This is a genomic window from Paenibacillus sp. CR_12 (assembly GCF_041953985.1).
Classification (GTDB): Bacteria; Bacillota; Bacilli; order Paenibacillales; family Paenibacillaceae; genus Paenibacillus_AQ; species Paenibacillus_AQ lautus_A.
The window spans coordinates 64,731-90,922 of the sequence record NZ_JAVFHO010000012.1; the positions used below are offsets into that span (position 1 = coordinate 64,731).

Annotated in this window: 27 protein-coding genes; 6 read left to right on the forward strand and 21 right to left on the reverse strand. The window is 49.6% G+C overall.

Annotated features, from left to right (window positions below; genetic code table 11):
* Window positions 1–4: 4 nt before the first annotated feature.
* The 3 genes from RB297_RS28840 to RB297_RS28850 form a co-directional block, all read right to left on the reverse strand.
* Window positions 5–955: a carbohydrate ABC transporter permease gene (locus RB297_RS28840; protein ID WP_096777234.1), complete on the reverse strand. Its 951-nt coding sequence runs from the start codon at window positions 953–955 to the stop codon at window positions 5–7.
* A gap of 127 nt (window positions 956–1,082) precedes the next feature.
* The gene (locus tag RB297_RS28845) at window positions 1,083–2,558 is read right to left on the reverse strand and encodes an ABC transporter substrate-binding protein (protein ID WP_375121990.1); all 1,476 of its coding nucleotides are present in this window, start codon (window positions 2,556–2,558) and stop codon (window positions 1,083–1,085) included.
* A gap of 195 nt (window positions 2,559–2,753) precedes the next feature.
* On the reverse strand, window positions 2,754–3,338 hold the full coding sequence (locus RB297_RS28850) for a YdcF family protein (RefSeq protein ID WP_375121991.1): 585 nt from the start codon (window positions 3,336–3,338) through the stop codon (window positions 2,754–2,756).
* 322 nt (window positions 3,339–3,660) lie between these two features.
* Between RB297_RS28850 and RB297_RS28855 the strand changes: the two genes are divergently transcribed.
* Complete coding sequence (locus RB297_RS28855; protein ID WP_277747393.1) at window positions 3,661–4,845, forward strand: ROK family transcriptional regulator; 1,185 nt, start codon at window positions 3,661–3,663, stop codon at window positions 4,843–4,845.
* A gap of 263 nt (window positions 4,846–5,108) precedes the next feature.
* On the opposite strand, the gene RB297_RS28860 is transcribed toward RB297_RS28855, so the two are convergent.
* The 5 genes from RB297_RS28860 to pnuC form a co-directional block, all read right to left on the reverse strand.
* Window positions 5,109–5,516: a DUF7668 domain-containing protein gene (locus RB297_RS28860; protein WP_192570174.1), complete on the reverse strand. Its 408-nt coding sequence runs from the start codon at window positions 5,514–5,516 to the stop codon at window positions 5,109–5,111.
* 64 nt (window positions 5,517–5,580) lie between these two features.
* The gene (locus tag RB297_RS28865; RefSeq protein WP_375121992.1) at window positions 5,581–6,144 is read right to left on the reverse strand and encodes a riboflavin biosynthesis intermediates N-glycosidase; all 564 of its coding nucleotides are present in this window, start codon (window positions 6,142–6,144) and stop codon (window positions 5,581–5,583) included.
* A 3-nt stretch (window positions 6,145–6,147) separates the two neighbouring features.
* The gene (locus tag RB297_RS28870) at window positions 6,148–7,032 is read right to left on the reverse strand and encodes an NUDIX hydrolase (protein WP_096777240.1); all 885 of its coding nucleotides are present in this window, start codon (window positions 7,030–7,032) and stop codon (window positions 6,148–6,150) included.
* 77 nt (window positions 7,033–7,109) lie between these two features.
* The gene (locus RB297_RS28875; protein ID WP_375121993.1) at window positions 7,110–8,120 is read right to left on the reverse strand and encodes an AAA family ATPase; all 1,011 of its coding nucleotides are present in this window, start codon (window positions 8,118–8,120) and stop codon (window positions 7,110–7,112) included.
* The gene (gene pnuC / locus RB297_RS28880; protein ID WP_375121994.1) at window positions 8,117–8,794 is read right to left on the reverse strand and encodes a nicotinamide riboside transporter PnuC; all 678 of its coding nucleotides are present in this window, start codon (window positions 8,792–8,794) and stop codon (window positions 8,117–8,119) included. Before pnuC ends, RB297_RS28875 begins: the two co-directional genes overlap by 4 nt.
* 313 nt (window positions 8,795–9,107) lie before the next feature.
* On the opposite strand from pnuC, the gene RB297_RS28885 reads away from it, so the two are divergent.
* Window positions 9,108–10,214: a PRK06851 family protein gene (locus RB297_RS28885; RefSeq protein WP_375121995.1), complete on the forward strand. Its 1,107-nt coding sequence runs from the start codon at window positions 9,108–9,110 to the stop codon at window positions 10,212–10,214.
* A 292-nt stretch (window positions 10,215–10,506) separates the two neighbouring features.
* Here RB297_RS28885 and RB297_RS28890 read toward each other — a convergent pair whose 3' ends face one another.
* From RB297_RS28890 to RB297_RS28910, 5 genes are all read right to left on the reverse strand, one after another.
* Window positions 10,507–10,911, reverse strand: a complete 405-nt coding sequence (locus tag RB297_RS28890) for a VOC family protein (RefSeq protein ID WP_375121996.1) — start codon at window positions 10,909–10,911, stop codon at window positions 10,507–10,509.
* A gap of 278 nt (window positions 10,912–11,189) precedes the next feature.
* Window positions 11,190–11,558, reverse strand: coding sequence for a hypothetical protein (locus RB297_RS28895; protein WP_192570169.1), 369 nt, complete (start codon window positions 11,556–11,558; stop codon window positions 11,190–11,192).
* Between the two features lie 211 nt (window positions 11,559–11,769).
* Window positions 11,770–12,249: a 23S rRNA (pseudouridine(1915)-N(3))-methyltransferase RlmH gene (gene rlmH / locus RB297_RS28900; protein ID WP_375121997.1), complete on the reverse strand. Its 480-nt coding sequence runs from the start codon at window positions 12,247–12,249 to the stop codon at window positions 11,770–11,772.
* A 265-nt stretch (window positions 12,250–12,514) separates the two neighbouring features.
* Window positions 12,515–13,639, reverse strand: coding sequence for a cytochrome P450 (locus RB297_RS28905; RefSeq protein ID WP_375121998.1), 1,125 nt, complete (start codon window positions 13,637–13,639; stop codon window positions 12,515–12,517).
* Between the two features lie 76 nt (window positions 13,640–13,715).
* On the reverse strand, window positions 13,716–14,294 hold the full coding sequence (locus tag RB297_RS28910) for a TetR/AcrR family transcriptional regulator (RefSeq protein ID WP_375121999.1): 579 nt from the start codon (window positions 14,292–14,294) through the stop codon (window positions 13,716–13,718).
* 267 nt (window positions 14,295–14,561) lie between these two features.
* On the opposite strand from RB297_RS28910, the gene RB297_RS28915 reads away from it, so the two are divergent.
* The 3 genes from RB297_RS28915 to RB297_RS28925 all read left to right on the forward strand — a co-directional run bounded on the left by RB297_RS28915 (window position 14,562) and on the right by RB297_RS28925 (window position 15,637).
* Window positions 14,562–14,735: a DUF3934 family protein gene (locus RB297_RS28915; protein WP_015738091.1), complete on the forward strand. Its 174-nt coding sequence runs from the start codon at window positions 14,562–14,564 to the stop codon at window positions 14,733–14,735.
* A 54-nt stretch (window positions 14,736–14,789) separates the two neighbouring features.
* On the forward strand, window positions 14,790–15,233 hold the full coding sequence (locus tag RB297_RS28920) for a HEAT repeat domain-containing protein (RefSeq protein ID WP_375122000.1): 444 nt from the start codon (window positions 14,790–14,792) through the stop codon (window positions 15,231–15,233).
* A gap of 110 nt (window positions 15,234–15,343) precedes the next feature.
* The gene (locus tag RB297_RS28925) at window positions 15,344–15,637 is read left to right on the forward strand and encodes a hypothetical protein (protein WP_090909598.1); all 294 of its coding nucleotides are present in this window, start codon (window positions 15,344–15,346) and stop codon (window positions 15,635–15,637) included.
* A gap of 93 nt (window positions 15,638–15,730) precedes the next feature.
* On the opposite strand, the gene RB297_RS28930 is transcribed toward RB297_RS28925, so the two are convergent.
* The 3 genes from RB297_RS28930 to RB297_RS28940 all read right to left on the reverse strand — a co-directional run bounded on the left by RB297_RS28930 (window position 15,731) and on the right by RB297_RS28940 (window position 18,915).
* Window positions 15,731–16,777, reverse strand: coding sequence for a GTPase (locus RB297_RS28930; protein ID WP_375122001.1), 1,047 nt, complete (start codon window positions 16,775–16,777; stop codon window positions 15,731–15,733).
* 187 nt (window positions 16,778–16,964) lie between these two features.
* Entirely contained in the window at window positions 16,965–17,132 is a 168-nt protein-coding gene (locus RB297_RS28935) for a CxxH/CxxC protein (RefSeq protein WP_007129186.1), read from the reverse strand.
* Window positions 17,133–17,547: 415 nt separating this feature from the next.
* Window positions 17,548–18,915, reverse strand: a complete 1,368-nt coding sequence (locus RB297_RS28940; protein ID WP_015738095.1) for a S1C family serine protease — start codon at window positions 18,913–18,915, stop codon at window positions 17,548–17,550.
* A 1,121-nt stretch (window positions 18,916–20,036) separates the two neighbouring features.
* Between RB297_RS28940 and RB297_RS28945 the strand changes: the two genes are divergently transcribed.
* Complete coding sequence (locus RB297_RS28945; RefSeq protein ID WP_192570166.1) at window positions 20,037–20,300, forward strand: alpha/beta-type small acid-soluble spore protein; 264 nt, start codon at window positions 20,037–20,039, stop codon at window positions 20,298–20,300.
* Between the two features lie 145 nt (window positions 20,301–20,445).
* On the opposite strand, the gene RB297_RS28950 is transcribed toward RB297_RS28945, so the two are convergent.
* Genes RB297_RS28950 through yycF form a run of 5 tightly spaced genes read right to left on the reverse strand, consistent with a single transcriptional unit; the run spans window position 20,446 to window position 25,875 of the window.
* Window positions 20,446–21,249 (reverse strand): MBL fold metallo-hydrolase, encoded by an 804-nt coding sequence (locus RB297_RS28950; RefSeq protein WP_009591509.1) that lies wholly within the window; start codon window positions 21,247–21,249, stop codon window positions 20,446–20,448.
* A 7-nt stretch (window positions 21,250–21,256) separates the two neighbouring features.
* Window positions 21,257–22,006, reverse strand: coding sequence for a two-component system regulatory protein YycI (yycI, locus tag RB297_RS28955; protein WP_009591504.1), 750 nt, complete (start codon window positions 22,004–22,006; stop codon window positions 21,257–21,259).
* Between the two features lie 37 nt (window positions 22,007–22,043).
* On the reverse strand, window positions 22,044–23,318 hold the full coding sequence (locus RB297_RS28960; protein ID WP_096777253.1) for a YycH family regulatory protein: 1,275 nt from the start codon (window positions 23,316–23,318) through the stop codon (window positions 22,044–22,046).
* On the reverse strand, window positions 23,315–25,144 hold the full coding sequence (gene walK / locus RB297_RS28965) for a cell wall metabolism sensor histidine kinase WalK (protein WP_015738098.1): 1,830 nt from the start codon (window positions 25,142–25,144) through the stop codon (window positions 23,315–23,317). Before walK ends, RB297_RS28960 begins: the two co-directional genes overlap by 4 nt.
* A complete protein-coding gene (gene yycF / locus RB297_RS28970; RefSeq protein ID WP_375122011.1) occupies window positions 25,144–25,875 on the reverse strand; it encodes a response regulator YycF in 732 nt (243 codons plus the stop codon). The genes walK and yycF overlap by 1 nt, the downstream gene beginning before the upstream one ends.
* Window positions 25,876–26,192 lie beyond the last annotated feature (317 nt).

The following is a 26,192-nucleotide window of genomic DNA, read 5'->3' on the forward strand; positions in this document are numbered from 1 at the left end:
GAAACTAATACTCGTAGCCTTTGTTCGGCACAAATTTATCGATTAACAGCTTTGCTGTTACTAATATGACGAACAGGATCATACCGACTGCGGAAGCGTAGCCGTAATTCCGATACTCTACGCCAAAAGCCAAGTTAAACATGTAGAGGCCGATAACATCCGTCGACCCGAATGGGCCCCCGTTTGTCATAATGAGGATGATTTCAAAACCCTTCATCGTGCCCACGACCAGGAACAAAGCGCTGACCCGAATAATTGGCGTAACAAGCGGCATTGTAATTTTAAACAAACGCGTCATATGTCCGGCCCCTTCAAGAATCGCCGCCTCGTACAATGACTTTGGAATCGCCAGCATCGCATTGGCAAAAATAATGACGTACAAGCCGACGCCGCCCCATACCCATGCCGGGATAATCGACGCAAGCGCCGTATTTTCATTGCCCAACCAATAGAAATTACCGGTATCAATGCCAATGAACTTTAGTAGCCCATTCAGCAAACCGTACGATCCGTCATAAATAAAAGCCCAGAGGAGCGCGACTACGACCGTAGATAAAACATTCGGAAAGAAAAACAATATCTTCAAAAACTTATTTTCTTTATACGATTTATTTGTAATTAAATAGGCAAGTATCAAAGAGATGATAATAACAAAGAAGGGCACCGTTATCATTAAAATCAAGTTGTGGGTAAGCGCGCGCCACACGTATTTATCTTGAAATGCGTTGACGAAATTGGACAACCCGACAAACGTCGCATCCGTAAACCCGTCCCAATTAAGCAGCGCATAATAAACGGATAAAATGTTCGGAAACAACGTAAAAAGCAAATATCCGCCAAAGGGAGGCACAATGGCTATGAACAGAAATATCCACTTCTGCGTATTCGCTTTATCAAGACCCAGTTTGCGCAGCACAGAGGGCCTTGGTGTCTTCACAGCGGTTAAATCAGACACGAGAGATCAACTCCTATCTTACTGGACGTGAAAATCCGACTTTTTGAACACGTACTATGTGAAGCCTATAGGGTCGCAGAAGTTAAAACGGAAGAGCGGAGATGAGTCCTCCCCGCTCCATCACGTCTTATTTTTTCATTTCAGCCTCTACAGCTTTCTTCAGCAGCTCTTCAGCTTGCTCCAGAATCGGTTTCGGATCCTGCATACCCATAGCAAATTTAACAATATTCTCATTCAATAATTTTTCCGCTTGAGCAAGATTCGGATCGGAAATACTGATAGACCGGCTTGCTTTATAAGTTTGAGCATTATTATCCGCAATGTACTTCAGAACAGATTGGGCGGAACTGGAAAGGTTAGCCGTTCTGGCAGGGTCTTCCGTCAAATCCTTGCGCATTGGCAAAGCGCCTGCCTTTTCAGCAGCAAATTGTTGATTTTCAAGCGTAACCATCCATGTGATCAATTCTTTGGCCCACTTTTTGTTAAGCTCTGGCTTAGCTGCCCAGATATAGTTGAAGTTTGAAGTTCCGCTTCGAATCCAAAGCGTTTGAGTTGTGTCGTCTCTGAAAGGAACAGCCATGAAGCCCCAATCGAAATCCTCGGGTGTTGCTTCCTTCATCTCATTCTCGACATGAGTCCCTGTCGATACCATCGCCGCTTGCCCCTGAATAACCTGCATTTGCGATTGCGTATGGTTCAATGCCGGAAGTCCTTCTGCAAAATATCCCAGCTTCCCAAGCTCATAGATGCGCTGCCAGGTTTCAACTGTCTCCGGATTTGTGTATTGCGGCAGACCATAGGTTCTATAATTTTCGATAAATTCATCCACATGGCCATTGATATCAGCCAGCTCAAAATTTTTGGCTGTTCCGAAAGCCCAGTTATGGTAGCTTGGATGAATACCCGGGAACGTTATGGGAGCAATGCCGTCCGCTTTAATGTCTGCTAGAAGTGCTTTAAATTCATCCCATGTGTTCGGGTTTTGGTTCCAGCCATGCTCTTCGAATAGCTTTTTATTAAAAAACAACCCGCCAAAGCTGCTCGCCGTCGTAAATTCATATCTTTTCCCATTGATCAGCTGCGTTGACTCGTACATGCCCGGCATCATAAGATCCTTGACCTTTTTGTCCGGCACGTCTGGAAGAGGGTATTCCCAAATGTCATCCATTGGTTCAAGCTTGCCGGCTTCAGCGAGCCCCACAATACCTCCCGCTGGATCGGTATTAAATAGATCAAACATGTCATTATCATTGCCCGCAGAGATTTTTGTAGAAAGAATCGTCTTCATATCAGCTGAAGCCGTGATGTCTACTTTGACATTTGGATACTTGGCTGTGAACGATTCAACTGCATAATCGAACCACTCCCGGCCATATCCTCCTACAAAGAAGCCTACCTTTAGCGTTACTTCCTCATTCTTCGGCAATCCATTCTCATAAACTTCTACTTCTGCAGATACACCCGGCTTATCCGAACCAGCAGGAGTTGTACTTGGACTAGCCTCGTTCTTACCGCTGTTTCCACCGCAACCAGCCAGCATGGCTAATGATAATGCCGCTGCAACACCCGTGCTCATGAATCGTTTCATTTTTCCATTAAACATTATTTCGCTCCCCCGTTAATTAATAAATAAATTGGATTAACTATTTAAGCATAACTATGATTTGTTAATCAGCAATCAAATCAGGGTAAATAATTTGTAAATAAGTACTGGCTTTGGCCTTTTAAGCCTCACCTCCCATATATTCTGGAAACGCTTACATTTTAATTATTAAACGGCCAGTTGTCAACCTTTTTGTCAATCGTTTTGATCATTGATGACCCTCTTAATAATAGGGAGAGTTAATCGAAATGCCCGAATCTCCAAAAATGTTAATTTAAGCTGGAATCCCACGATGCTTCTAAGGCTTCGATTGGCGCAGAATCCGCCCTTTATGCCAAGACGATGCATAATATACTTCGTGCGGCGGACATGAAATAAATTGGTTATGATAACAAAAGATTTTAGCTGGTACTGCTCCATCAATTGCTTGCTAAAGATTAAATTTTGAACGGTGTTGTTTGACTTGTCTTCTTCTAACACTCTTTTTGCTGGGACGCCCTTCTCAATCAGGTACTTCTTCATCAGCTCCGCTTCCGAGCGACGTGAACCAACCGCTCCCCCCGATACAATGATATATTTGTGCCCATACTGCCGAAATAGTTTGTACGCTTCATCCAGTCTTTCTTTAAGCAACGGGTGTATTCGGCCGTCTTTAGATACATAGCCAAGTACAATAAGTGCATCTGCTTTACCAGGTTGTAACATAACTGCATGCAGCCAGCATATGTAAGTCAGCACCGTCATCGCTGCTATTGAAATGATCCATCCAATCCATACCATTACTTACTCCTCTAGGCGTCAAATTATTGTATTTAATCAAATCAGTTTACAAATATAATATCCTTTTTTATCACAATGTCAATACAATTGGCTGCGTTTTTTTCATTGTTTTTGGATTGAAAGTTTCCGTACTGATTGTATCATGCTGCATAAATCCGCCATCTATCATCGTTTTTAAGAAATTTAAAAAAGTACGTTCGTTGAATTAAACGAACTTGCAACTTTTATTCGCCTCGTATTAATGCTACACTTGAAGCAAAGTATGTTCCTAATTTGTCAAATGTTTTGAATCTATATTATATAAAACGTTGTTGGAAAGAGGATGCATATCGTGAGTGATTCGGTTAAACAAACCAGCCATATGTTATTAAAATCAATAAATCAGCAGAAGGTTCTTTTTCTCATTTATTCAGAGGGGCCGATCTCTCGCGTAGAGCTTGCGGAAAAGACTGGACTAAGCAGACAAACGGTAACCAACATCGTGAATCGCCTGTTGAAGGAAAAAATAATCGTGACAGGGGAGCTTATGGACTTGGAGGCAGGCAGCGGAAGGAAAAGAGTCGGCCTTCATATCAACAGCGGCCATTTTTATGCCATCGGGCTTGAGCTCGCCGGCAAATACATTCGCGGAAAAGTGTTCAACCTGCGTCAAGAAGCTGTCGCATCCGCAGAACGCACAAGCAACAAATATGGTTCTATAGATGTGCTGATGCAGCTGTTGCATGAAGTTATCGATGAGCTGCTCACCCAGGTGCCCAACGCCTCCAAAGTAAAAGGGATCGGAATCAGTATGCAGGGCCTGGTAGATTCTCAGCATGGCATCGTTCTGCGGACACCCGGCATAGGCGTTCATCGCCTGCCGCTCAAGCAGCTGCTTGAAGACAAATATGACATACCCGTGTATATCGAGAACGATGTCAATCTTCTCTCTGTCAACGAGAATATGAACGGCTGCTTGAAGGATTCCAATAACAATATCACCATCAAGTTTGATTATGGTACAGGCGGCGCGATCGTCCATGATAAACAAATTATTGCAGGATCAAGCTTTGTTGCAGGTGAATTCGGGCATTATAAAGGCTTCTATGGAGAAGATGCCTATCCATGCCATTGCGGCAGATCCGGATGCTTAACGACGCTGGCTTCCAGCAGCGGACTTAGTGTTTCCATCAAATGCACACTAGAGGAGTTCGCAGAAGGCATAAGAACAGGAGATCCTAAGTTCCTTGGTTTATACGAAAAAATTGTCGATGGCATCGCGATCGCCGTTACCAATATCATTACATTTATCAATCCAGACAGCCTGCTTATGACTGGCCGAGTCATTCCTACCATCAGTCCCGAAATGTTCAACGAGATTAAAGCTAGGGTGATGCACCAGTTGCCTGTGACAGTTAATAACGTACAATTGATCCACCTTCAGGACAAACCGGATGAAACCAAGCTTGCTGCCGGGTTAGTTATTAAACGTGCATTTGAAATACCGCTGGATACTTTATCTCTTTAATTGCGCCCCTTCATGAATTCTCTCCCCCTTGGATGGAGTTCTTCCGTTAGATTTTTGCACGGTAGGATACCTTGATTTCTGGACTATAAGTAAAAGCAGGCCCTCTGTAAACTTGCAGATGGCCTGCTTCAATAACCTTTATCCTTATGCCTTTTTCTTCAGATCAGGAACAATCCTGCAAGCGGCAGGATGCATCAGCCAACAAATAGCTGTGCATATTCGTAGCCGTATTTGGTACCTTGTTGTTCTTAAATACGATGTTATTAAAGTACAGTAATCCCACTCTCAAAAATGACTTTCAAATAGTCACCTTCAACGTGAAACTCAACGCTCAAAGTCAAATCATTAGGTTCGCCATCGGTCGTCAATGCATATTCGTAAGCAATTCCGCTTCCATCGTTAAAGTGATAGAAAGATTCTTGTTGATAAACACTGCCATCTTTATAAACAGGCCTAAAGGTGCATGCTACATCAAACCTATCGATCTGTTCCAACTCATTATCTTCCTTAAAACTCTCGATGACCTCTTTTAATAGCTTAACGTCCCAATTCTGCATATCATCAACGTTTCGGGCAATTTCCTCATATCGTCCATCTGCGATGGAGTCAACAATCTCTTTTGCGAACGCCCGAATAACATCTTCCTCTTTGCCTAACACCCGTTTAAGCATACCATGTGCTCCTTTATCTCCAGAATCATATGTATCTTACGGAGACCGTCCTTTCACTGCTCCATCACGATGTCTTACTCACCTGCAGCAACTCGTCCCGCGCTTCGGTCAGCGCAAACCCCAGCAGGTTTCGCCCCCGCCATTTCACGGGATTCTCCGCATCCGGATTGGACTGGCCCATGCCGATCCCCCATATGCGGTCCCGCGGGCTGGCTTCGACGAGGATGCGGTTCTTCGTCGACTTGAGATAATCGCCGAGCTCCGGATTCTGCGAAAACTTGGCCAAGCTGGCTCTTTTGACGATGCCGTAGCATTCCTTGTCCCAAGCATCCTTGTCAAAGTTACGGACCGCGCGCCCATAAGCCTTCATTTCCTTGGGATGCTTAGCCTTAAGGATCGACTCCAGCATTTCGTTGTCGCCGAACAGCCTTGCCTTCTCGGCCATCATAAACTGCTCGGCACAGGAATACTCCGTCCCCTCTACCGTGAACGGGCACATCCACCACTGGCTGAAGCAGCTTTTGTCGACGCCCCCGTCCTTAGGCGGCGTATGGCCCCAAAAGAATACATACTTGAACGTTTTTCCTTCGTTATAAGCTTTTCTTAGCTCATTGAGATTGTAGATCATCCGTTAGTCCTCCAGTTTTCTCCGATACAACCGGGATGGTCGATGTCCCGCATTTTCGGTGTAATGATCGGTCTCCGCCACGAGATCGGCTACCTTGCGCCGGAAGGCCGCCTTCAATAGCTCTTTATCCATAATGACCTCATAAACCTGCTGCAGTTCCGTCAAGGTAAAAAGCTTTGGCATTAAGTGCAGCGCAATATCGGTATCATTCACTTTTCCCCGCAGCCGCTCGATCGCGCATGCTATAATCTTTGCATGGTCGAAGGCCAACCCGTTATTCGATACGATCTTATACTCCGTGCTAGTCGATGTCGTCTTCACCGTCAACGTTCTGGCCACGACCGCCGAAAGCTCCTCTTCACCGCTTAGCTTGAGTTCATACTCCAGCGTCTTGACGTATCCGTCCTCCATCAACTCTTTCTGCTCCCGCAGCTGCCGATAGGAGACCTTGAACCAAGAGGCGTCGGCCGCATCGTCTCCCGCTCTAAGCTCCAACTTATCACTGTTGATCAGCGCCATGTAGCTGCAGCTCATCACCCAGGTTCGGGGATCTCGCCCGATATCGCTGAACGTATATAGCTGCTCCAAATAAACGTCGTCCACGCCGGTTTCCTCACGCAATTCCCTTGCAGCGGCCTGCTCAGTCGTCTCGCTCGGCTGGACAAAGCCGCCAGGCAGCGCCCATTTCCCCAGGAAGGGGTGACCTCCCCGGCGGATGAGCAGGATGCGGAGCTCTTTTTCCGGTAATTTGCGATAACTGTCAGCCACCCCATTCGTAACCGTGAAGATCACCATATCGGCTGCCACCGAAGGCCGCTCGTAATCTCCTGCCCGGTACTGCTCCAAAAATTCGCGTTCCGTAAGTCCGTTCCGATCCAACAAATCCAATGGGGGCGCCTCCTTGTTTTTTGATTCTAAATGAGCTGTGGTTATGGGTTCATTTTACTCCCTGCCTGCATCCAATTCTAACCGTTCAGCTCCCCGAAATAGTTTCGATAGGGCTCGAACTTCGCCAGCACCTCGTCTACCTTGCGCATGCGTTCCTCCAGGCTTCCCCGCAACGTAATGTAGGGAATGCGCCGCTCCTTCAAATCCGCGATGATCTGCTTATGAAAAACATGCCGCTTCTGATCCCCGCTTCGATCCCACGTATCGTCGTAAGGAATATCGTCGTCGCACAAGAAGAACAGATCGTAGCGCTGCGCATTCTCCAGAGCAATCCGGGTCAATAGCCCCGGTGCCTCGCCGTGGTAATCCATAGCGAACATATACGTCGTAATCGCATTGGTATCAACGAACAGAAATCGGTTCGCCGAAAGCAAAGCCTGCTCTTCACGCTCGATATGACCTACTGCGATTTCATCGAACGCCTCTAGGCCGATTCTGCGGTCCACCTGATGCTCGGTCCAATAATCGCGTCCGTATTCGCTCGCGTAGGCCGTGTTATACCGTCTTGCCAGCGCTTCGGTGATCGTCGACTTCCCCGTTGACATCGCCCCAACAAATACCACCTTCGTGATTAAGTCCCGGTACACGATATCACTTATGAACTCCCTGTACTTATATGGGTCGGAACGGATCATCGTTGCAGAGATCGGAACCCGCTTGCGGGCATCATCGACCCGCCGGTCGACCGAGCCCAAAGCGAGACTCATATGACTGCCATAAAATTCGCTCGAGTAAAAATGCGTGACTTGCTCGCCGTTCAGTAAACCGAGTATATACTGTTCTTCCCGAATCTCATGCGCTCTGTCATCCGAATACCCGTCCGGTCCGTCCCAAGCTTCGATGACCCGGACTGCCGGGTATAGTCGCCGTATCCAATTCGCCCGGATATGAAGCGGGATCGGAGTGACCGTCGTCTCGTAAATGACCACGATTAATTCATCGACCTCTTGCAGCGCCGTTTCGATCATGAACTGATGGCCTTTATGCAGCGGGGCAAACTTTCCTAGCGTTAATCCGAGCGTTTTCATGCCGCCACCTCCTTGGCCCCTTTGTTCCAATTGTAATACCCGTATACCGCATTGACCAAATACGCGCTCCACATGACGATCATCAGCATGCCTTCGCTGCTGCCCTCCAGCAATCGAATCGCCCACAGCAGCACCGTAAACAAATTCAACACAATATAGACCAGCCATTGTTCCTTGAATCTGCGGACCATTAAGAAGGTAGCTACAACGGACAGCACCGTCGTAGTCGCATCGATGTAAGGCGAGTTCTGTCCGGGGATGAACGAAAGCCCATATCCCAGCAGCAAACAGCCCAATACACAGACTGCCCCAACGAGAAGCAGGCCTCTAAGCTCCATTTGGCGCATGATCAGCTTGCCGTCTTGGCGGTTATTTTTCCACATGTAGAAGCCAATGACGTTCATTGGAACGAAGAATAGCAAATTCAGCATGACCTCTCCAAACAAACCGTTAATGTAGGCAAGATAAGCGTAACCGACGGTATTGTACATGCCGAAAACATAGCTCATCAGGTTGCCCTTCGCCGCAAGCACCACGCATAGCACCCCGGTAATAAAAACGGTAAATCCGAATAAAGAGTCCTTTGAAATCACCGTAAACCCGACAGCGATCGAGGTAAACAGCGCCAACCACGCTATTTCGAACAGGCTCCAGCCACTCGCAACCTTCTTCACATTGCATCCCCTCCGTCTTCTCCACTGAGTTTACAGAGCGAAAACGCCCAATCAAACTTAGTATCATTTTGTTAATAACAATTTGTTACTATCAAAAATAACAGAAAATCCATCGTAGGGCAAGTGAAATCTCCCCATTTATCGCAGGCTTGATTTTTACCTTCTGTAGCCCGGTCAACAGATAACGAAAAACATGGGAGAGGACGAACACCACTTGTTACAACACGGAATATACATATATATAGGCACTTATCCCAATCATGCTTATTCTGTACACTTTGCGAATCGGAATAGGCACAAAGGAGTGTGTAGGTTGGTACTAAAATCATCTCACTATTTTGCCCACGGCAACACTGCGCGCGGGGCTCATTTCTTGTATACATCCGCATTTGATGGGTTGAACAAGATCTTTGTCCTTACGGGGCCCCAAGGCACGGGGAAATCGACGGTCATGCAAAGCTTGGCGGATAGCCTGCTGGATAAAGGCTCCCATGTGCAATGCTTCCACTCCCCTCTCCGTCCCGACGAACTGGATGGCATCATTTGTACGGAATTGAAGGTTGGTATTGTCGACGGGCGAGTCTGCAAGGGGATTTCGGATAGCGGGGCCGGTGACATCGTCTTTATCGATTTCGAGGAAGCGTTTGATGACAGCCTTATTTTACCGGGAGACTTCATCACGATAGAAGATCTTAGAGTCAAGCTTGAGAGTGCCTACTCCAATGCGTATGAAACGTTCGCAGCAGCATTGCGGATTCATGACGAGTGGGAAAAATTTTATATCGATAACATGGATTTCGCGAAGGCTGACCAGATTGCGCTGGAATTGATTCAAGAATTATACGCCGGTCATGAAAGCGATACGTCAACCACTTCGCGTCACGTATTTTTCGGAGCTGCGACTCCAAGGGGGGCTTATGATTTTATTCAAAGCTTGACCGCTCAGCTGGAAAGACGGATTTTCATCAAAGGAAGGGCGGGATCCGGCAAATCGACGCTGCTGAAAAAGCTTGCCTCCGCTGCCGAACAGAAAGGAATCGACGTTCAAGTGTTTCATTGCGGCTTTGATCCGAATAGTTTGGATATGTTGATATTCCCGAAGCTTCAAACAGCCATCTTCGACAGTACCGCTCCGCATGAATACTTTCCAGATCGGGACGGGGATGAGATCCTAGATATGTATATACGTACGATAGCTCCTGGAACAGACGAAGCCCACGCTGCCGAAATAGCCGGTATCAAAGCACGCTATTCGGAAAAAATGAAAGAGGCTACCTCCCATCTGGCCGAAGCCGAAGCCATCGATTCTCAAATTAAGGCCTACTATGTTGCGGCCACCGATTTTTCGATTGTAGAGAAACTCCACCTGCAATTACAGTCCGAATTGAATGAACTGATCGGCTCCATTCAGCCTTCATAATAAGATACCACCCAAAAGCGTTCGATTTCAGACGGGGCTCAGCAGTCTAAAACAAGCTGAGCCCCGTTTGAGATTGAATCTGCTTCCGCTTCTCCTATGGTCTTCTCCAAAACGACTGTGCGTATGGGACAGCAACGGAGCGCTCTCCCTTTATTCATGAATACATCTCTATGATCTGCATGTACAATTTTAATTCGGTTACCAATTTGCATCTAATTTTCGCCGTTACTTATACTTACGGCTCAACGCGTTGTCTGTAACGGCAAGTTTGAAGGCCATCCTTTACGGCCCGTCAATGTCTACCTCTAAACCGTTTAATCGCATCCTCGGTCACCGGCTCGAAGAGGTTAAGAAGGTTGCCATCGGGATCGCGGAACAGCATAGAACGGTTCCCCCACGGCATCATGGTCGGTTCCTTTACCCAATGTTCGACAAATGGCTTCAAGCGCACATATTCAGCTTCGACATCGTCGACCCGGAACTCGATAATGACCGTGCGATTATTGGCGCCCATTACTGAATCGGCACCGAATAGCTGCGTCGTCTGGGAGTGGCCGATGGCAAGGGTGCATGATGGCAAGGCGAGTTCGGCAAATACGGGCGCGGGTCGCTCCGCCGAAACCCCCATGACTTTCTCATAGAACTCAACAAGACGATCCACGTCGTCCGTAATGATCCGTACAGAAGCGAAATTCACAAGATATCATCCTTCCTAATAATAGGTTTGGCTGTGTCCCACAGCCGTTGTAAAACATACTTTTTACTTATCTATCTCCTTTACATTTACATGTCCAATATAAAAAAACGCTACTGACAACGTTATGTCAGTAGCGTTTTAGAATTCTTTGGGCATCCTCACGAATATGATTTCGGAATGCTTCGGGTTCCAACACTGTTACGCCCGCTCCCAGCCAAGCACCCATTGCAGCAATTCATCCAGCTGATTCCGCTGCGACTACCTCTGCAGGTCCTAGACTACTTTTTTTCTTCTTGTAAAGTGGCAGCCCCACCTATTAAACAGGGAATCTCAATATCATCAATGTCAATCATCTTATCCTTCTCTGCATCATAGTACTCCCCGAATAAAAATAGTGACTCACTTTTCCTATTCAATAAATAGGGGATAATTGTTTCACAAAATTCTGTAACGCTTTTAAACATACTCTCTGGTGCAATCCCCGTTTCATCGATAACCAACAATTCTTTGTGTTCAATAAGAGCAGGGTTGCGATTTAAATGGTAAAGTTGAAAAGAAGTACCCTTGCGATACGCTTTATAAATTGGAACTTCTATGTTTTCGATGAAATCTCCTTCCGTATAATTCAAGATAAACTTTACAGTCATCCCCAGTCTCCTTTCAACATGAGTTCAGCATAAATATATATGTTTCTCTATCGGTAATCCATATTTATTGGAGAGAAACTAACGGTCGTTTTCAATTTCTCCATTGCTTTTTTGATAAAAGAAATTAAACTCATCGGGCAATTCTGCACCCGTGCGTCAAGGATATTGAATTGTTCTTTGACGCTTCAATTAGCGAGATTTTCTTTGCGCCCTACTTATGATACGGTTCCCCCCGGTTAATCTTCACCGCCCGGTAAATCTGCTCCACCAGCACCAGACGCATCAGCTGGTGTGGCAGAGTCATCCGCCCGAAGCTGAGCTTCGTCTGGGCGCGCTTCAGGACGTCCTCGGATAGGCCGTTAGAGCCGCCGATGACAAAAGCCACGTTGCTGGTCCCGTACGTGCCCAGCTTGTCCATATGGGCCGCCAAGTCCTCGCTGGACCACAGCTGGCCACCGATCGCCAAGGCGATGACGTGGGTGTCCGGCTTGATGTGGCCAAGAATGCCGGCGCCCTCCTTCTCCTGCACTTGGCGCATCTCGGCTTCGCTCATGTTCTCCGGCGCCTTCTCATCCGGTACCTCGTGCACGGTCAGGCGCACATACAGCGCAAGACGCTTGCTGTACTCCGCAATGCCCTGCACCAGATACTTCTCCTTCAACTTGCCTACGCATACCATCTGTATATTCATGGCGTATTTTCGCTCCTTAAACTCTGTTGTTATGTCGTTCATTCTAACATTGTAACGCGGCCAATTAAAGGACATACACAGACCCTGCCCTGCCTTCTACAGCAAGCTCCCTCATTTCCTTGTCAATACAAAATCAATCCTGCAAAGCATTGTATTGAGAATCGCCAACTCGTTTAATTCTAAGCTTGCTCGACCGAGTTTGACCAACTTACATGAATTATCGAAAAAAAACCACTCTCCCTAAGAGTGGCTTTTCTCTTCCTATCTATTTTAAAATGACCGGCAGCTCTTTCAGCGCAAACATCATCGTGCTGTCCATCCGTGCCAGCTCTACGGAGCGGTCCCGGCGGTATTCGGGGTAACGGTCCAGCAAAGTCTGGAGGGCGATTCGGGACTCCATGCGGGCTAATTGAGAGCCCATGCAGTAGTGGATGCCGCTGCCCAGACCCAAATGAGGGTTCGGATTCCGGTGGATGTTGAATACGTCCGGCTGATCAAACACATCCTCGTCATGGTTGGCCGAGGCCATCCAGATATAAACGAACTGTCCCTGCTTCAGCTCCTGCCCACGCAGCACCGTGTCCTGCTTCACGCTGCGGAACATCAGCTGAACGGGCGAGAAGTAGCGGAAGACTTCCTCAATGGCCCCAGGAAGCAGCTGTGAATCTCCAAGTACCGCTGCACGGACCTCCGGCAGGCTGTCGAAGGCGAGCACGGCCGATGAGATCAGGTTGGTCGTCGTTTCATTGCCGGCTACGAGAAGGAGAATGCAGAACCCGATAATCTCCAGTTCGGTCAGGTGTTCATTGTCGATACGGGCCTCGACCAGCTTCGTGATCAAATCGTCCTGCGGGTGCCGGCGACGGTCCTCTGCGATCTCGGAGAAGTATTCGCTCATCTCGCGCTGGCATTGGTAATAGGCATCGGGATTGTCGCCCACCAGAGCATCCGACCAGGCCTTGAACCGTTCCCGGTACTCCATCGATACGCCGAGCATTTCCGCGATCACCGTGATCGGTAACGGACTTGCGAGATCGGCCACGATATCCATCTTCCCCTTCTTCTCGGCTTCGTCTAACAGGGATGTCGTGATCTCCTGGATCTTGGGGGCGAGCGATTCGATCATGCGAGGCGTAAAAGCATGGGATACCAGCTTGCGCAGCTGGCGGTGCTTCGGCGGATCCTGCCGCAGCACACTGGATTCAATAGGGTCATCGGAGGATGAGGAGCCCTGGGAAGAGAACACTTCGTAATTCGTGAAGACCGCTTTGACATCCTCGTATTTAAATACGTTCCAGGCTCCGCCACCATCAATCGCCGCCACCGGAGATTCCGTCCGCATCTGGCGGAACCATTCCAGCGGGAGTAAACCGTTCTTATTCCATTCCATGCTTAACACCTTCGCTTTCCTCATCAAATTTGAACTGACTGGTCAGTTATAGGCATGTAAAAAAAGAAGGCCTTGCTTATTCAAGCGATATAAACAGGCCTTGGGTAATCATCGTGAATGCAAACCGCTCCAGATCCTCGCGCGAATACCGATCTTGATGATTCAAGTAGTAATTGCAAGTGCTCTCCAGCGTACCGACGATGCTGGCAGCGGCCAGGTTGGGATCCACGGCACGGCACAGGTTCTCCTCACACTGTCCTTCCTCAATCATGCTTGCCAGAAAGCTTAAATAATTCCTCTTAAGATCCTTTAACTCATCCAGGACATCCTGCTCGATACCGTTCGAAATCTCATTGAATACGATATGCGAGAAATGTCGGGACTCAAGAAACAAATCCAAATGATGGCGAATCGTCCGCTCAATCTTCTCCTTCATCGGCAGCGAGGAATTCAGATCCGCTTCCGTCCGCTGCATGATATCCTCAAAGCCCTGCTTCACCACCGTCTTGAAGAGCTGGGATTTGCCCGGGAAGTTGTAGTACAGCGTCCCCTTGGCAACCTGGGCGCGGGCGGCAATCTCGTCCATGCTTGCGCGGTGGTATCCGTTCTCGGAGAATACTTCAATGGCTGCTTGGATAATTTTTTCTTTGCTCACAATAGGGTCGGCCCTTTCACAGCTAAATTTAGTTCACTGTTCTTATTCTGACTGGTCAGTTCAAAAATAAGATACCATGCTGGCAAAAATTAGTCAACAGATACGCCTTTCCTCCATATGAATGTTGGATTCCATCTCGATCTATTTCGATTCTTAGGTTTATTTCCGTGGTATCCTATACATATGGACAAATACGGTGTATATTTCAACAGGGCTGGTAAAGAATCAGCATATAGGAACAAGAATATACCGTAACGGAGTGATGGTTTGAGTAAATCCAAGGGCAAGGGCGGAACAGGCAGAGGCACGGGCAAGAAAGGCTGGAGCCGATGGGATGCAAGCGCAAGAAGAGCCAAGAGTAAACCCAAACCTTATACCAGTAAAGGGACCAAGCAGGCGGACAATACAGCGGACGCCGATAATCATAAAGGTACCCCATAATGAACATATGGTTTTAAGAACCCCTGATACAACCTAATGAAGGAGATGAACGGATTGGACAATCAAGAAGTTTTGACGGACATGCCGTCGAATTATGAGGAATTGAAAAGCTCCGCCAACCGAAACGCCAATTGGAGAGAACGCTTAAGCGCCGTTGAAGAGCTGGGAAAATGGAAAAATCAAAAATCCATCGATATTTTGCTGCATAGACTGAATACGGATGCGGTTCACCAAGTACGGGAGGCTGCCTATCATAATCTCCTAGCCTTTGGCGAGGACGTGCAGATGCCCGAAAGACGCAAAGGCGAGCTGATGAAAGACGTTTCGAAGGTGCTCCTGCGCATCAAAAAAAGCCTTCCCCGTGACCACACGTATGAGGACTTCAAAGAAAAGCTGAAGAAGATGAGAATCGACATCTACGATACGTACGAGGGTGACAAAGGCGCCGACTTCGACAGCTGGCTGGAGCAAACCTGGTCTTCCTTGTTAAGAAGATAACGGTGCGCTCAGCCTTCCGGATGCTCACCATGTATATGAGAATTCCGGTTATGTTATACTGAACACAAATATTAATTTATAGGAGTGGTACTCTGAGAAAGCAAAAGCCCATGTCGTTTGATGATCTGCTGAAGGAATTGCAAGGCCAAAAATCGGTACAGGAGGATCCGGATAACATCTCTCTGGAAAAGCTGTTTAATGAATCGTTTATGCGTAAGCATTCATCCCACAACAGCTTTGGGGATTTTGTCGTAAAAGGCAACTTCCAAGTGGAAACGCACGAAGATATCGATAACATTCCGGACGAACTGTTTGACCGTCATGTCTCCAGAGAAACCGATTTCCCGGATTGGAAATCGATGCTGGAGCAGGCCAAAGCCGATCATGCGGCTGCCATGAAGTAATATCGCTGCTATGACGCAGCTATGATCAGGGGCCGAAGGCCCCTTTTTCTATTCCATCCTTTTAACGTGGTATGCATTTCGACATCGACTTGCTTACTTCGACTCGGACTTGGATTCCGAATCCGGTTCCGTCTCGGCCTTCTCTCTGAATTTCTTATAGAGCTTTGTAATATTCGCCGTATTGATCTCGATGTTGTGCTCGTAAGCGTATTTCACTGCATATCCCAGCGCCAAGGTCGTAGCACCCGCTACCGTCGCTCCTGCGACCGATCCCGCACCAGGGAACACCTTCACGATCTGCCGGAAAATGCTCTTCCCGATATTCCCGAATATCGTGGCAATGACGAGCTCCTTCGCCGTCTCCTTGCTGATCGGCTTATTGTACAGCACCGCAAGCCGGGTAAGCAGACTCACTTGAATGCCGGTAATCGGAATGATATCCGACCCCGGGATGGGGGATGCGCCTACCGCTCCCGCCGAGATCGAGGCACCGATGATCCAACCGTTGGCGGTCGCCGACTTTTCCTTGATGCTTTTGGCAAAGAGGATGTCTTTAGACTTTTTTTTAAGTATCTCCAGAATGCTGCTCCGCAGCCGATCGATGTTCTGGCCCGTCCGTGAGGACACCGGCACAACCTCATAGCGCCCTCCGGTCTCCTTCCGGATACGAGCCACCAGGCGATCGATTTCATCCGCGGCGTCGATTTTGTTCAGCACGATCAGGATGTTCGAGTTAACGCCTTGAATTTTCTGAAACGACTTCTTCTCCGCCTCCGAGAAGACGGTGCCTGCAGCGTTCAGAAAGAACAGCACGATATCCGCCTGTTTATAGTAATTCAAGGTCACCTCCGAATTGGCGGTGTTCACATCATTCAATCCGGGTGTATCGATAAAGGATATATGGTCCTTGTACTTGTGCGGATGAATTTCCGTCGTTTCCCCAGGCTCTGCCCCGACGCCGGCCACCTCTTCGCCCACGATCTGGTTCATGGTGGAAGACTTGCCCGTATTCACATCGCCAATCAGCGCAATGAGGATTTCCTGCTTCAACTGGCGGTTGATTTCATCCATTTCCTTCTCGTAGGCCTCATCGGCTGCCCTCTTGATCTCTTCCTCCCAAGCTTTTCCGTAGTCATCCATTTCTGATCGTCTCCATTCACGATAGGTTTTCGCGCCTCCGTGCAATCTATACATTCATCATACACTACGCAGGACTGTCCACCGAAGCTGCGTTTCTTCGATTCCCTTCATGATTCTCTTAAACAAAAAAAGCGTGAATTCATCACGCTTTCCCATTCGCATTATTTATTGAATTAAAAAATTCACGTTACACAATTAAAAATTCAGCATGCTTCTCGCACTCCGCGCACTTCACCGGTGGGTCCCAGTCCGAAAACTCGGTCTCCTTCAGATCAACAATATCCGGGGCATCCTCATATTCATCCACGAAATTTTCGATCGCTAGTTCCACATGTTCCTTGCATACGACGTACATTCTATGCATCCTTTCTATCTTTCGCCTCATGTTGTGTTTACCTTCAAACCAGTATAGCCACTCTTCTGTTCTACCACACTCTACGAGAAAAAGAAATGTTTTTAACCCAATTGCCCATCCTCGTTGTAATTCAACCCACAAAAGCTTCCGATCGATCCATGGATTTCACATCCAAGGCCTTCCGCACAACTTGATACAGGTGTGAGCAGCAAAAAAAAGAGCGTGAAACACGCTCTTCTTTCGCGGCCGTTTCAACGGCTCGTATCTAACCTTTTTCAATCTCTCTATATATGGATACTATTCCATGCTAACGATAATATATACCCGCTATTTGTTTCAATAAACACCGAACAAACACATCTTTGCGGGAATTTGCACACTTACTGTGCAAAATCGTCCGCCAAGACAGCCTGCGTTATTCTCCAGGCTTCTCTTCCAGCTTGACCTTCAGCGACTGCAGCTTTCCGTCACGATAGAAGGTCACGTTTAGGTCTCCGCCCACCTTCGTGTTGTAGTAAAGGTGCTTGCGGAGCTCGAGCGTCGTTGTAATCGGTTTGCCATCCAGCTTCACGATCACGTCGTTCAGCTGCAGACCGGCATCCAGCGCAGGGCCAAGCGCATCCAGCACGACCACGCCTTCGGTTACCGTCTTCGGCAGCTTGAGATCCTCCTTCTCCTTCTTGCTCAGCGGAGCATACGGATTGCTCAAGTCGACGGTGTATACGCCGAGATAAGGGCGGGCAATATGCCCCTTCAGCATCAGCTCGGTTACGACCTCCGTAATTTCGTTGACCGGAATCGCGAACCCGAGTCCTTCGACGCCGGTGTCGGCAATCTTCATCGTGTTGATGCCGATGACTTTACCGTTCAGGTCCACCAAAGCGCCTCCGCTGTTGCCCTCGTTAATGGCTGCGTCGGTCTGGATGACCTCCTGCTCCCAGTCATAAATGCCGTCCTGGTTCAGGGATACCGGAATGATGCGGTTGGTATAGCTGACAATCCCGGAGGTCAGCGTATCGCCCAAACCCAGCGGGTTGCCGATGGCGATGACCGTTTCGCCGAGACGAAGCTTGGAGGAGTCTCCAAATTCGGCAACCTCGCCGATGCCTTTGCTGTCAATCGACAGAACGGCAATATCGCTGACGTTGTCCGTGCCGACCAAGGTCGCTTTTTTCTTCTCGCCGCCTACCAGCACAACCTCCAGGGAATCGGCGCCTTCCACCACATGGTTATTCGTAATCACGAAGGCTTTGCCCTCGAGTTTCTTGAAGATGACGCCAGATCCAAGGGCATCCTCTTGCGAGCCGCCGAAATCTTCGCCGAAATCAAAATCATCGCCGAAGTCGAACCCTTCCGGAAGCTCGAAGTCGCCCTCATCCTCAGGCAGCGTGCCGGATTCCTCTTCCAGACCTTCACCCTCGATCCCTTCCTCTTCAGGCAGCGGAGTCTCTTTGTGCGTCAATACGCTGACAACCGCAGGACGCACCTTCTGGGCAGCGCTAATAATCCGTTCATATGGATCGCCATCCGACGTGGACAGCTGATGGCTGCCATTGATCATGGTAATCGGTGACGACGTCGCAGGATGACCTGTAATGAAGCTGAACAGCATCACCGCAATCAAGGCGCTGCACACGGAACTGATCGCGGAAATCTGGAATGTGGATAAACCCTTCCTGCGGCGGGTGGACCGCCACTTCGTTCGCTCAGATCGGTCCTCGCTGGTATTTTTGCTCCGTCTGGAAATTTTAGTTGAATAGAAATCATCGTCAAACAATCCCATTGCGATCCCTCTCTCCCCTTGGTTGCTACGCGTCAAGATACTTTACCAGCTTCAGACCTACCGCCATTACCGACTGACCTACTAAAATCATCTTGTCGTCATAACAACCGCCTTGCACCGCATGTATCTATCTTTCTATGAATCGGCAGCGTGCCACCTGTTAAATATCTCTCTATTGTATGACTCTTCTGCGGCTCAAAAAGTTGCATTTTTGAGCTCTGTCTTTGAACTTTTAGTGAAAAATCGCTCCTTATCCAATATTTGAACCCACAGTCAGAAATCTAGTTCCAGAAAAGGTATGTATTGACACCCGACCGTTCAAAAAAGACCCTGTATCCTTCTATTACCACAAACAGGGCGTTTTAAGCGCGAAACATCCGTTTTTTTCTAAAAAAGATGGGAATACCTGGGTTGGCTTCATTTGACGTATACAAGCACCCTGTCCTCTAGTTCGTTGCAGGTGCTTAACCACAGCCCCCAGACCTTCCGGTGCTCCTATTGTACCACACGAACACAGGTTCACGTCAGCTTTCTTTGGTAAAAACAAATGCTAAATTGATGGCAATTTTAAGAGTCTGTGTAAAGAGAGATTTTACATTCGATCCATAGCGATTGTCCGGGTGAACACAATACCCTTGTATACGAGCCAGACAGCCAAAAGGTTCCATTTTTCGAGGATATTCCATGACCCCTTCTTCCGGCATTCCCGCAATCCTGGCAGCGGCAGCCCTTGATTCGTGCATTCCCCCTTTAAAGACTATACCGGACAAATGTGTTAAGAAAATGGCAACACGGTTGGTCTTCCAGGCCAAATATGTTCATTTCGGAGTACCGCGCTACATCTCTCCGGCGACCCACACATCATTCCTATTTGGATTCACCGTCACTTATTCTTTCCTAAGCTCTCCGCTGCAAAAATACTTCCCCGTCCCCTCTGCAGTATGCCTGCAGACAAGGCTCGTCTACCCTGTTTGGCCTATCAAAAAAGCACATTGCCTGCGCAAGCCATAGGATTTCGACCTGCTTCTCCGCTTTCTGGCACTGGTTAGGTTATCCATTCATCTGCAGGTTGCCCGCAGGGAATGTTATGAAGGGGAAACCATATGCAAGGAGGGTTAGGGATGGCAAGAAGATCACGGCGGCACCGGAGTCCCGAAATGCAGCAGTTCATGACGAACGTGATGCGAAACGAAGGCTATCAAGTCGACCCGCAGCGGCAGCAGGACCTCAAATATGAGGTAGCCAAATCACTCGGCGTACCGCTGAAACCCGGCGACAACAGAGACCTGACCACCGAACAGGCGGGTAAAGTCGGCGGTGCCATCGGCGGTTCCATGGTTCGGGAAATGGTTCGTATGGCGCAAGAAAACCTCAGCAAGCGTTAGAGACGAGCCGTTTCTCAGCATGTGATGCGTCCGTCCGCAACAGCAAAACAGCCCCACGTCATCATGGGGCTGTTTTGCTCATGCTTATTTTAAGATATCCATGTTATGAATGCTGAATTCGTCCAAGGCAAGCTGTCTCACTAAACTATTCCCCGACTTTATCCCAAGGGGTCGGACGGTCATAATACGTATCGCACAATTTAAACTCGCTGTCCTTGAAGAAGCAGCCGCGGTCTTCCATCGTATCGCGTACGGTCATTCTTGCCAGGTCCATCATGTTATGATCCAGGCTGAGATGGGCCAGATACGTCCGTTTGGTATCGCCCGTCAGCAATTCGCTTAACGCATCGCCTGCCGAATTATTCGACAAATGCCCCATATCGCCGAGAATCCGGCGCTTGGTATTCCACGGATACCGTCCCATCCGGAGCATCTCGATATCGTGATTGGCTTCCAGCACCAGCACATCCGATCCATCCAGCGCTTTCTTCACCTTGTCGCTGACATAACCGAGGTCCGTGGCAACGCCCAGCTTCTCGTCGCCGTCATAGAAGCAGTAACCGACCGGTGCCGCAGCGTCATGGGATATTTCAAACGGCTCCACCCGCAGCGTGCCAAAATCCTTGACCTCATGACTCTCCAGCACAATCCGGTTCTCTTCCGCAATCTTGCCCAGCGACTTGCTCATCGCTTCCCACGTCTTCTCATTCGCATAGATCGGCAGATTGTATTTGCGCGCCACCGCGCCAAGCCCCCGGATATGATCCGAATGCTCATGCGTGACCAGAATTCCGTCGATTTCTTCTCCCATCATTTCGCGTTCCTTCAACAGCTCATCGATACGCCTTGCACTTAGGCCCGCATCGATCAGCAGTGTCGTATCCTCATTGCGGACAATGGTCGCATTGCCCGTTGAGCCGCTCGACAGCACGGAAAATGAAATCCCCATAGTCTTGTTACTCCTTTGTCGTATCGCTTTTTGGCGTCAGCACGTCCCCGCTGATGCCCTGCACATAGATCATCTCGCCATGATCCAGCGTAAACCGCCAGGTCGGTGCTGCCAACTGATCCTCTGTATTAAACAACTGCCCATAATAACCAAGCTGAATATCGCGTACCGCCGAATCAGGCGGGATGAAATTACGTTCGATAAGGGTTTCCAAAGCCTTCGATGCAGGCAGAACCTTCTGTTCCTCCATATCGCTGCTTGGCAGAATCTCAAACACGGGTTCGCGAAACGCATGAATCTTCTGGGCTTCATGGATAAACTCCAACTCCACGTTAAACAGCGGCCATTCCTTCTGCACCAACGGCCGGAATATGAAGACATTCTCCTTGTCCGACGGCTCGTCATGGCGATAGTTCCCGAGATCCGCAATCTTGCCTTCCAGCGCATTGCGCAATTCCTTCTCATCGGCATAAATCAGCTTCGTGTCCACCGGCTGCTCCAGTCCTACCGGCTCGCCCTGGGCTTCCGCGCTGTAGATATAATTAATTTTGGGCAGCTGCGGCGTTTCCGTCGGGATCGGACTCAGCAATTGAATCCCATTCTCCTCCATCACCTGCTGGGTGCTCTCGGAAAGCGAGGTGAAATCCAGATTGGAGCCGACCTGCTCGCGGTAATCCATCCAGAGCTGATAGCCCAGTACCAGATTCAGCAGCAAAAACGCGTAAATCAGAACATTTTTGGCACGGCCCCAATCCATGAATATCCCTCCTTGTGATTCAATGTACCCCGTATGATTACTCGAGTATGACAACCGAGCCGTTCTGGAGCTTTAAAGCCCATACCGGCTTCAGCAGCAGCCCTTCTCCCGTCAGCACCGGTAAATAGGCGGGATCCAGACCTGTAACCACACTCTCCTCGTAAGGCTTCAGCTTCGCTTCCAAGGCCTCGCCTCCCGTAAGCTTTACCATCTGTTTCTTCAAAGAGGCCGGCTCGAGATATAACAGCGAGCGCTCATAGGAGGTTACCGTTCCCTGCTGCAAGTCCAATTCCATGACGCCATATTGGAAGCCTGGCGTATTCAGGATCGGAAATCCGCCGTAGTATTGCTGGAATTTCACCAGCGTCCGATCCTCGGATTCACCCGCTTTAGCCAGCCTGTATGTGCCGTTCCAGCCCCCGTGCTGATTCACGAAATCGATGGCGGACAGCACATCCTTGCCGGGACTGCTCTCTCCGGATGGCGGCGCAGCCGGATCGGTATAGCTGATCCATTTCTGTCCCTGGTCTACCTGGAGGCTCCGCTTACTGTCCGTATAAATCTCGGAGCCGTCTTTTTCCCGAATGTTGCGGGTGATGCTTGGGTCAAAAAACAGGCTGCGCTGCATTTGATCAACCGTATATTCCCCGATCGGCAGCTCAATGCTGACCATATTCAGCTCCTTCTCCGGGGTATAATACCGGCCTTCCACCATCTTATACGGCGTCCAACTCAGCCCGAAGTCCACCAGCTGATCCACGTCCTGTACGGTCAAATCCGCCTGGGCGGCTTCATAGACGACATCGCCCTCCGTACTGAAAAACATGACATGGATCTTCGCTTCGCCTTCCACGCTGTACAGCCACATTTTGTTGATGTTTTCCCCTTCAAACAGGGTGTCCGGGACGATTTGCATCACTCTCTGGAGCAGCGTTACCGGAATGCCTGAATCAAAGCTCAGCTCAATGCCTCGATTCTCGGAACGAACCTTGGCCCAATCGATGTTGCTGACCATCCGCCGCTGGAAATTATCAAAGGTCCGGCCTTTAAGCCGGTTATACACGAGATTATAGAACGTATCGTTCGGATAGAACACCGTATGCTTGTCTTCGCCCAGATGAATGACCATTTTGTCGGGAAAGAGCAGATTCTCGGGCTTCTCTTCCGGCCCCATCTCCTCGGTTCGGATATAGGCGTCCTTTGATTGCACAACCGAGTCGCTGCCCGGAAAACGGAAAATCAACACATAACTCTGTACCAAGCTGCCAACGACCAACAGGACCAGCAGCACGGTTTTCAATCGTTCCTTCACGCTAACACCCTCCCCTCATCGTCCAGGGGCAAGGTAAAGGTCACCGTGGTGCCCTTCTCCAATTCGGATTGAAGCGTAATGAAACCTCCATGTGCCCTGACAATTTCCCGGGCAATGGACAGACCGAGGCCCGTTCCGCCTAAATTGCGCGTCCGTGCTTTATCCACCCGATAGAAGCGCTCAAAGATCCGATCCAGATCCTTCTTCGGAATACCGATCCCGGTATCCTTAACGGATAAGGATAACATGCCTTCCTCCGTTATGCTTGCATCCATGGTGATGGTGCCTCCGTCCGGCGTATATTTAAGGGCGTTGGATATCAGGTTATCGAGAACCTGGTCAATGCCGTCCCGGTCCAGCATCGCCGTGGATACGCCCGGCTTCACTTCGATAATGGTGCGAATATGCTTTTGCTTCATTTGGAAAGAGAATCGGTCCTCTACGTCCTCCAGCATTTCCACGATGTCCGTCCGCTCCTTATGCAGAGCGGCCTCCTTGGAATCCAGCCGGGACAAATGCAGCAGGTCCGTCACCAGCCGGATCATCCGGCCGGTCTCATTCTGGATGACGCCGACGAATCTCGGCCCCATCTGTTTATCCTCCAGCGCGCCATCCTCCAGCGCCTCGGTATAACTCTTGATGGTGGTCAGCGGCGTGCGCAGCTCATGGGATACATTCGCCACGAACTCCCGCCGGGATGCCTCCAGCTTCTCCTGCTCGGTGACGTCCTGCAGCACGGCAATCGTACCCGTGATGCCGATCTCCCGCCGGTGAATCGGCGTGAAGGTCACGCGCATCATGAACGGCTCGCCGCCCTCGCGCGGCGTAATCTCAAGCAGCTTCGAATCATGGCCTTCGCCGCGCGCCAAGGCTTCGGATTCGGATTCTTCCAGGCCCAGCAGGGACACGATATCGTGTCCTGCCAGTTCTTCCCCCTCCACGCCCAGCATTTCGCCGGCGCGCCGGTTCATCAGGATGACACGCCCTGCCTCATCGGTAGCGATCACGCCGTCGCTCATATTCGTCAGGATCGAAGCAAGCTTCTCCTTCTCTTCTTCGTTCTGCGAGAGAGCTTCGCGCAGACGGCTGGTCATATAGTTGAACGCCTGACTGAGCTGGCCGATCTCATCGCTGCCGAATACCGGCGTTTTCTCGGTAAACCGGCCGTCCGCGACGGCCCGTGCGTGCTTGGTCAGCTCCTTGATCGGATGAGTAATCGTATGCGACAGGATGACGCCGAGCACCGCGGTCAAGCCGAGGGCCAAAAGAATGCCCGATATAAAAATATTGTTGATCCGCTGCATCGTGCTGTACAGCTCGCTCATGCTGGCTACGATATATATCGCGCCGACGATTTTCTCGTTGTACATGACGGGCTTGGCCACCACTTTTTTGCGGATATTATCATCGTCGATGATGTACTCTTCATTATCCTGTATTCCCTGCAAGGCCCGACTGACAACCGTCTGCGTGTTCTTGGTGCTCACATAATCGGCATGGGAGGGCAGCGAGGTGGTCAGCACCCGCCCGGTGGAATCCAGCACCTGGATCTCGGCGCCGTTCAGGTTGAACAGATTGTTCACCATGACGCGCAGGCTCTCGATCGGATCCTCCTCGGTATCGTTCTCGCCGCCAAGGGTTTTGGCCGCCAAAACCGACATCAGTTCGGCGCGTTCCTGCAAGTCCTTCGTGAAGTTGCTGGTCAGCGAGTTCTTCATCGCACTCACAAAATACACCCCGATCAGCTGCATCGCGATCAGAATGAGAAGGACATAAATGATGATGACCTTCGCCTGGATGGTGCGGAAGAAGGACAGCCACTTCATTACAGGCCTCCGTTTTTCGCGCTGCGCATCAGGTAGCCCAGTCCGCGCCGAGTCAGGATATATTCCGGTTTGCTCGGATTCTCTTCAATCTTCTCGCGAAGCCGGCGGACCGTCACGTCCACGGTTCGCACATCGCCAAAGTATTCAAAGCCCCATACCGCCTGCAGCAAATGTTCCCGAGTCATCACTTTGCCGGCATTACGGGCCAAATAATAAACCAATTCATATTCGCGGTGCGTCAGATCGAGCGCTTCCCCGCTTTTATATACCATGTACATGTCCGTATCAATAAACAGCTCAAACAGCCGCAGGCCTTGTCCGCCTGCACTTGTGCCGCCTGTGTTATCCGCCGAGTTGTCCGGCTTCTGCTGACGTCGCAGATGCGCCTTCACGCGTGCGAGTATTTCTCTCGTGCTGAACGGCTTCGTCACGTAATCATCCGCCCCGAGCTCAAGCCCAAGCACCTTGTCGATCTCTCCGTCCTTCGCCGTCAGCATGATGATCGGGATCTGCAGGTTAGCGGCACGTACCTCGCGGCACACGTCCATTCCGTCTTTGCCGGGCAGCATCAAATCAAGCAGCATCAAATCCGGCCGCTGCGTGAGCGCAATCTCCACGGCGCTGATGCCGTCAAAGGCGCAGATGACCTCATAGCCCTCTTTTTCCAAGTTAAACTTTAAAATATCGGCGATGGGCTGTTCGTCATCCACCACCAGAATGGTTCCCTGCATCTTCCTGTTCACCTCATACCTTCTTAAAGAGGATGTTCAAAAAGTCCCTTTTTGAACTCACACTTAAACGGTCTTCTTTTCATTTTACCACACCTGCCGCCGCTACACACCCACTGGTCCGCCATTCGGAGAGCGGCAGCGATCGCCTTTGGATTCGGAAAATCTCATCATAAGCGGCATTCCTATTTTCCGAATTCAACAGCGACGGAGGAGGATACCGCTTGCGACACCACTGCAGACTATTTTCCCGTTCGGCCCCACTCACACCGCCTCCCCTACGGCCGCCCCGATTCAGGGGGCGGCCCCCCGCTTCGCAG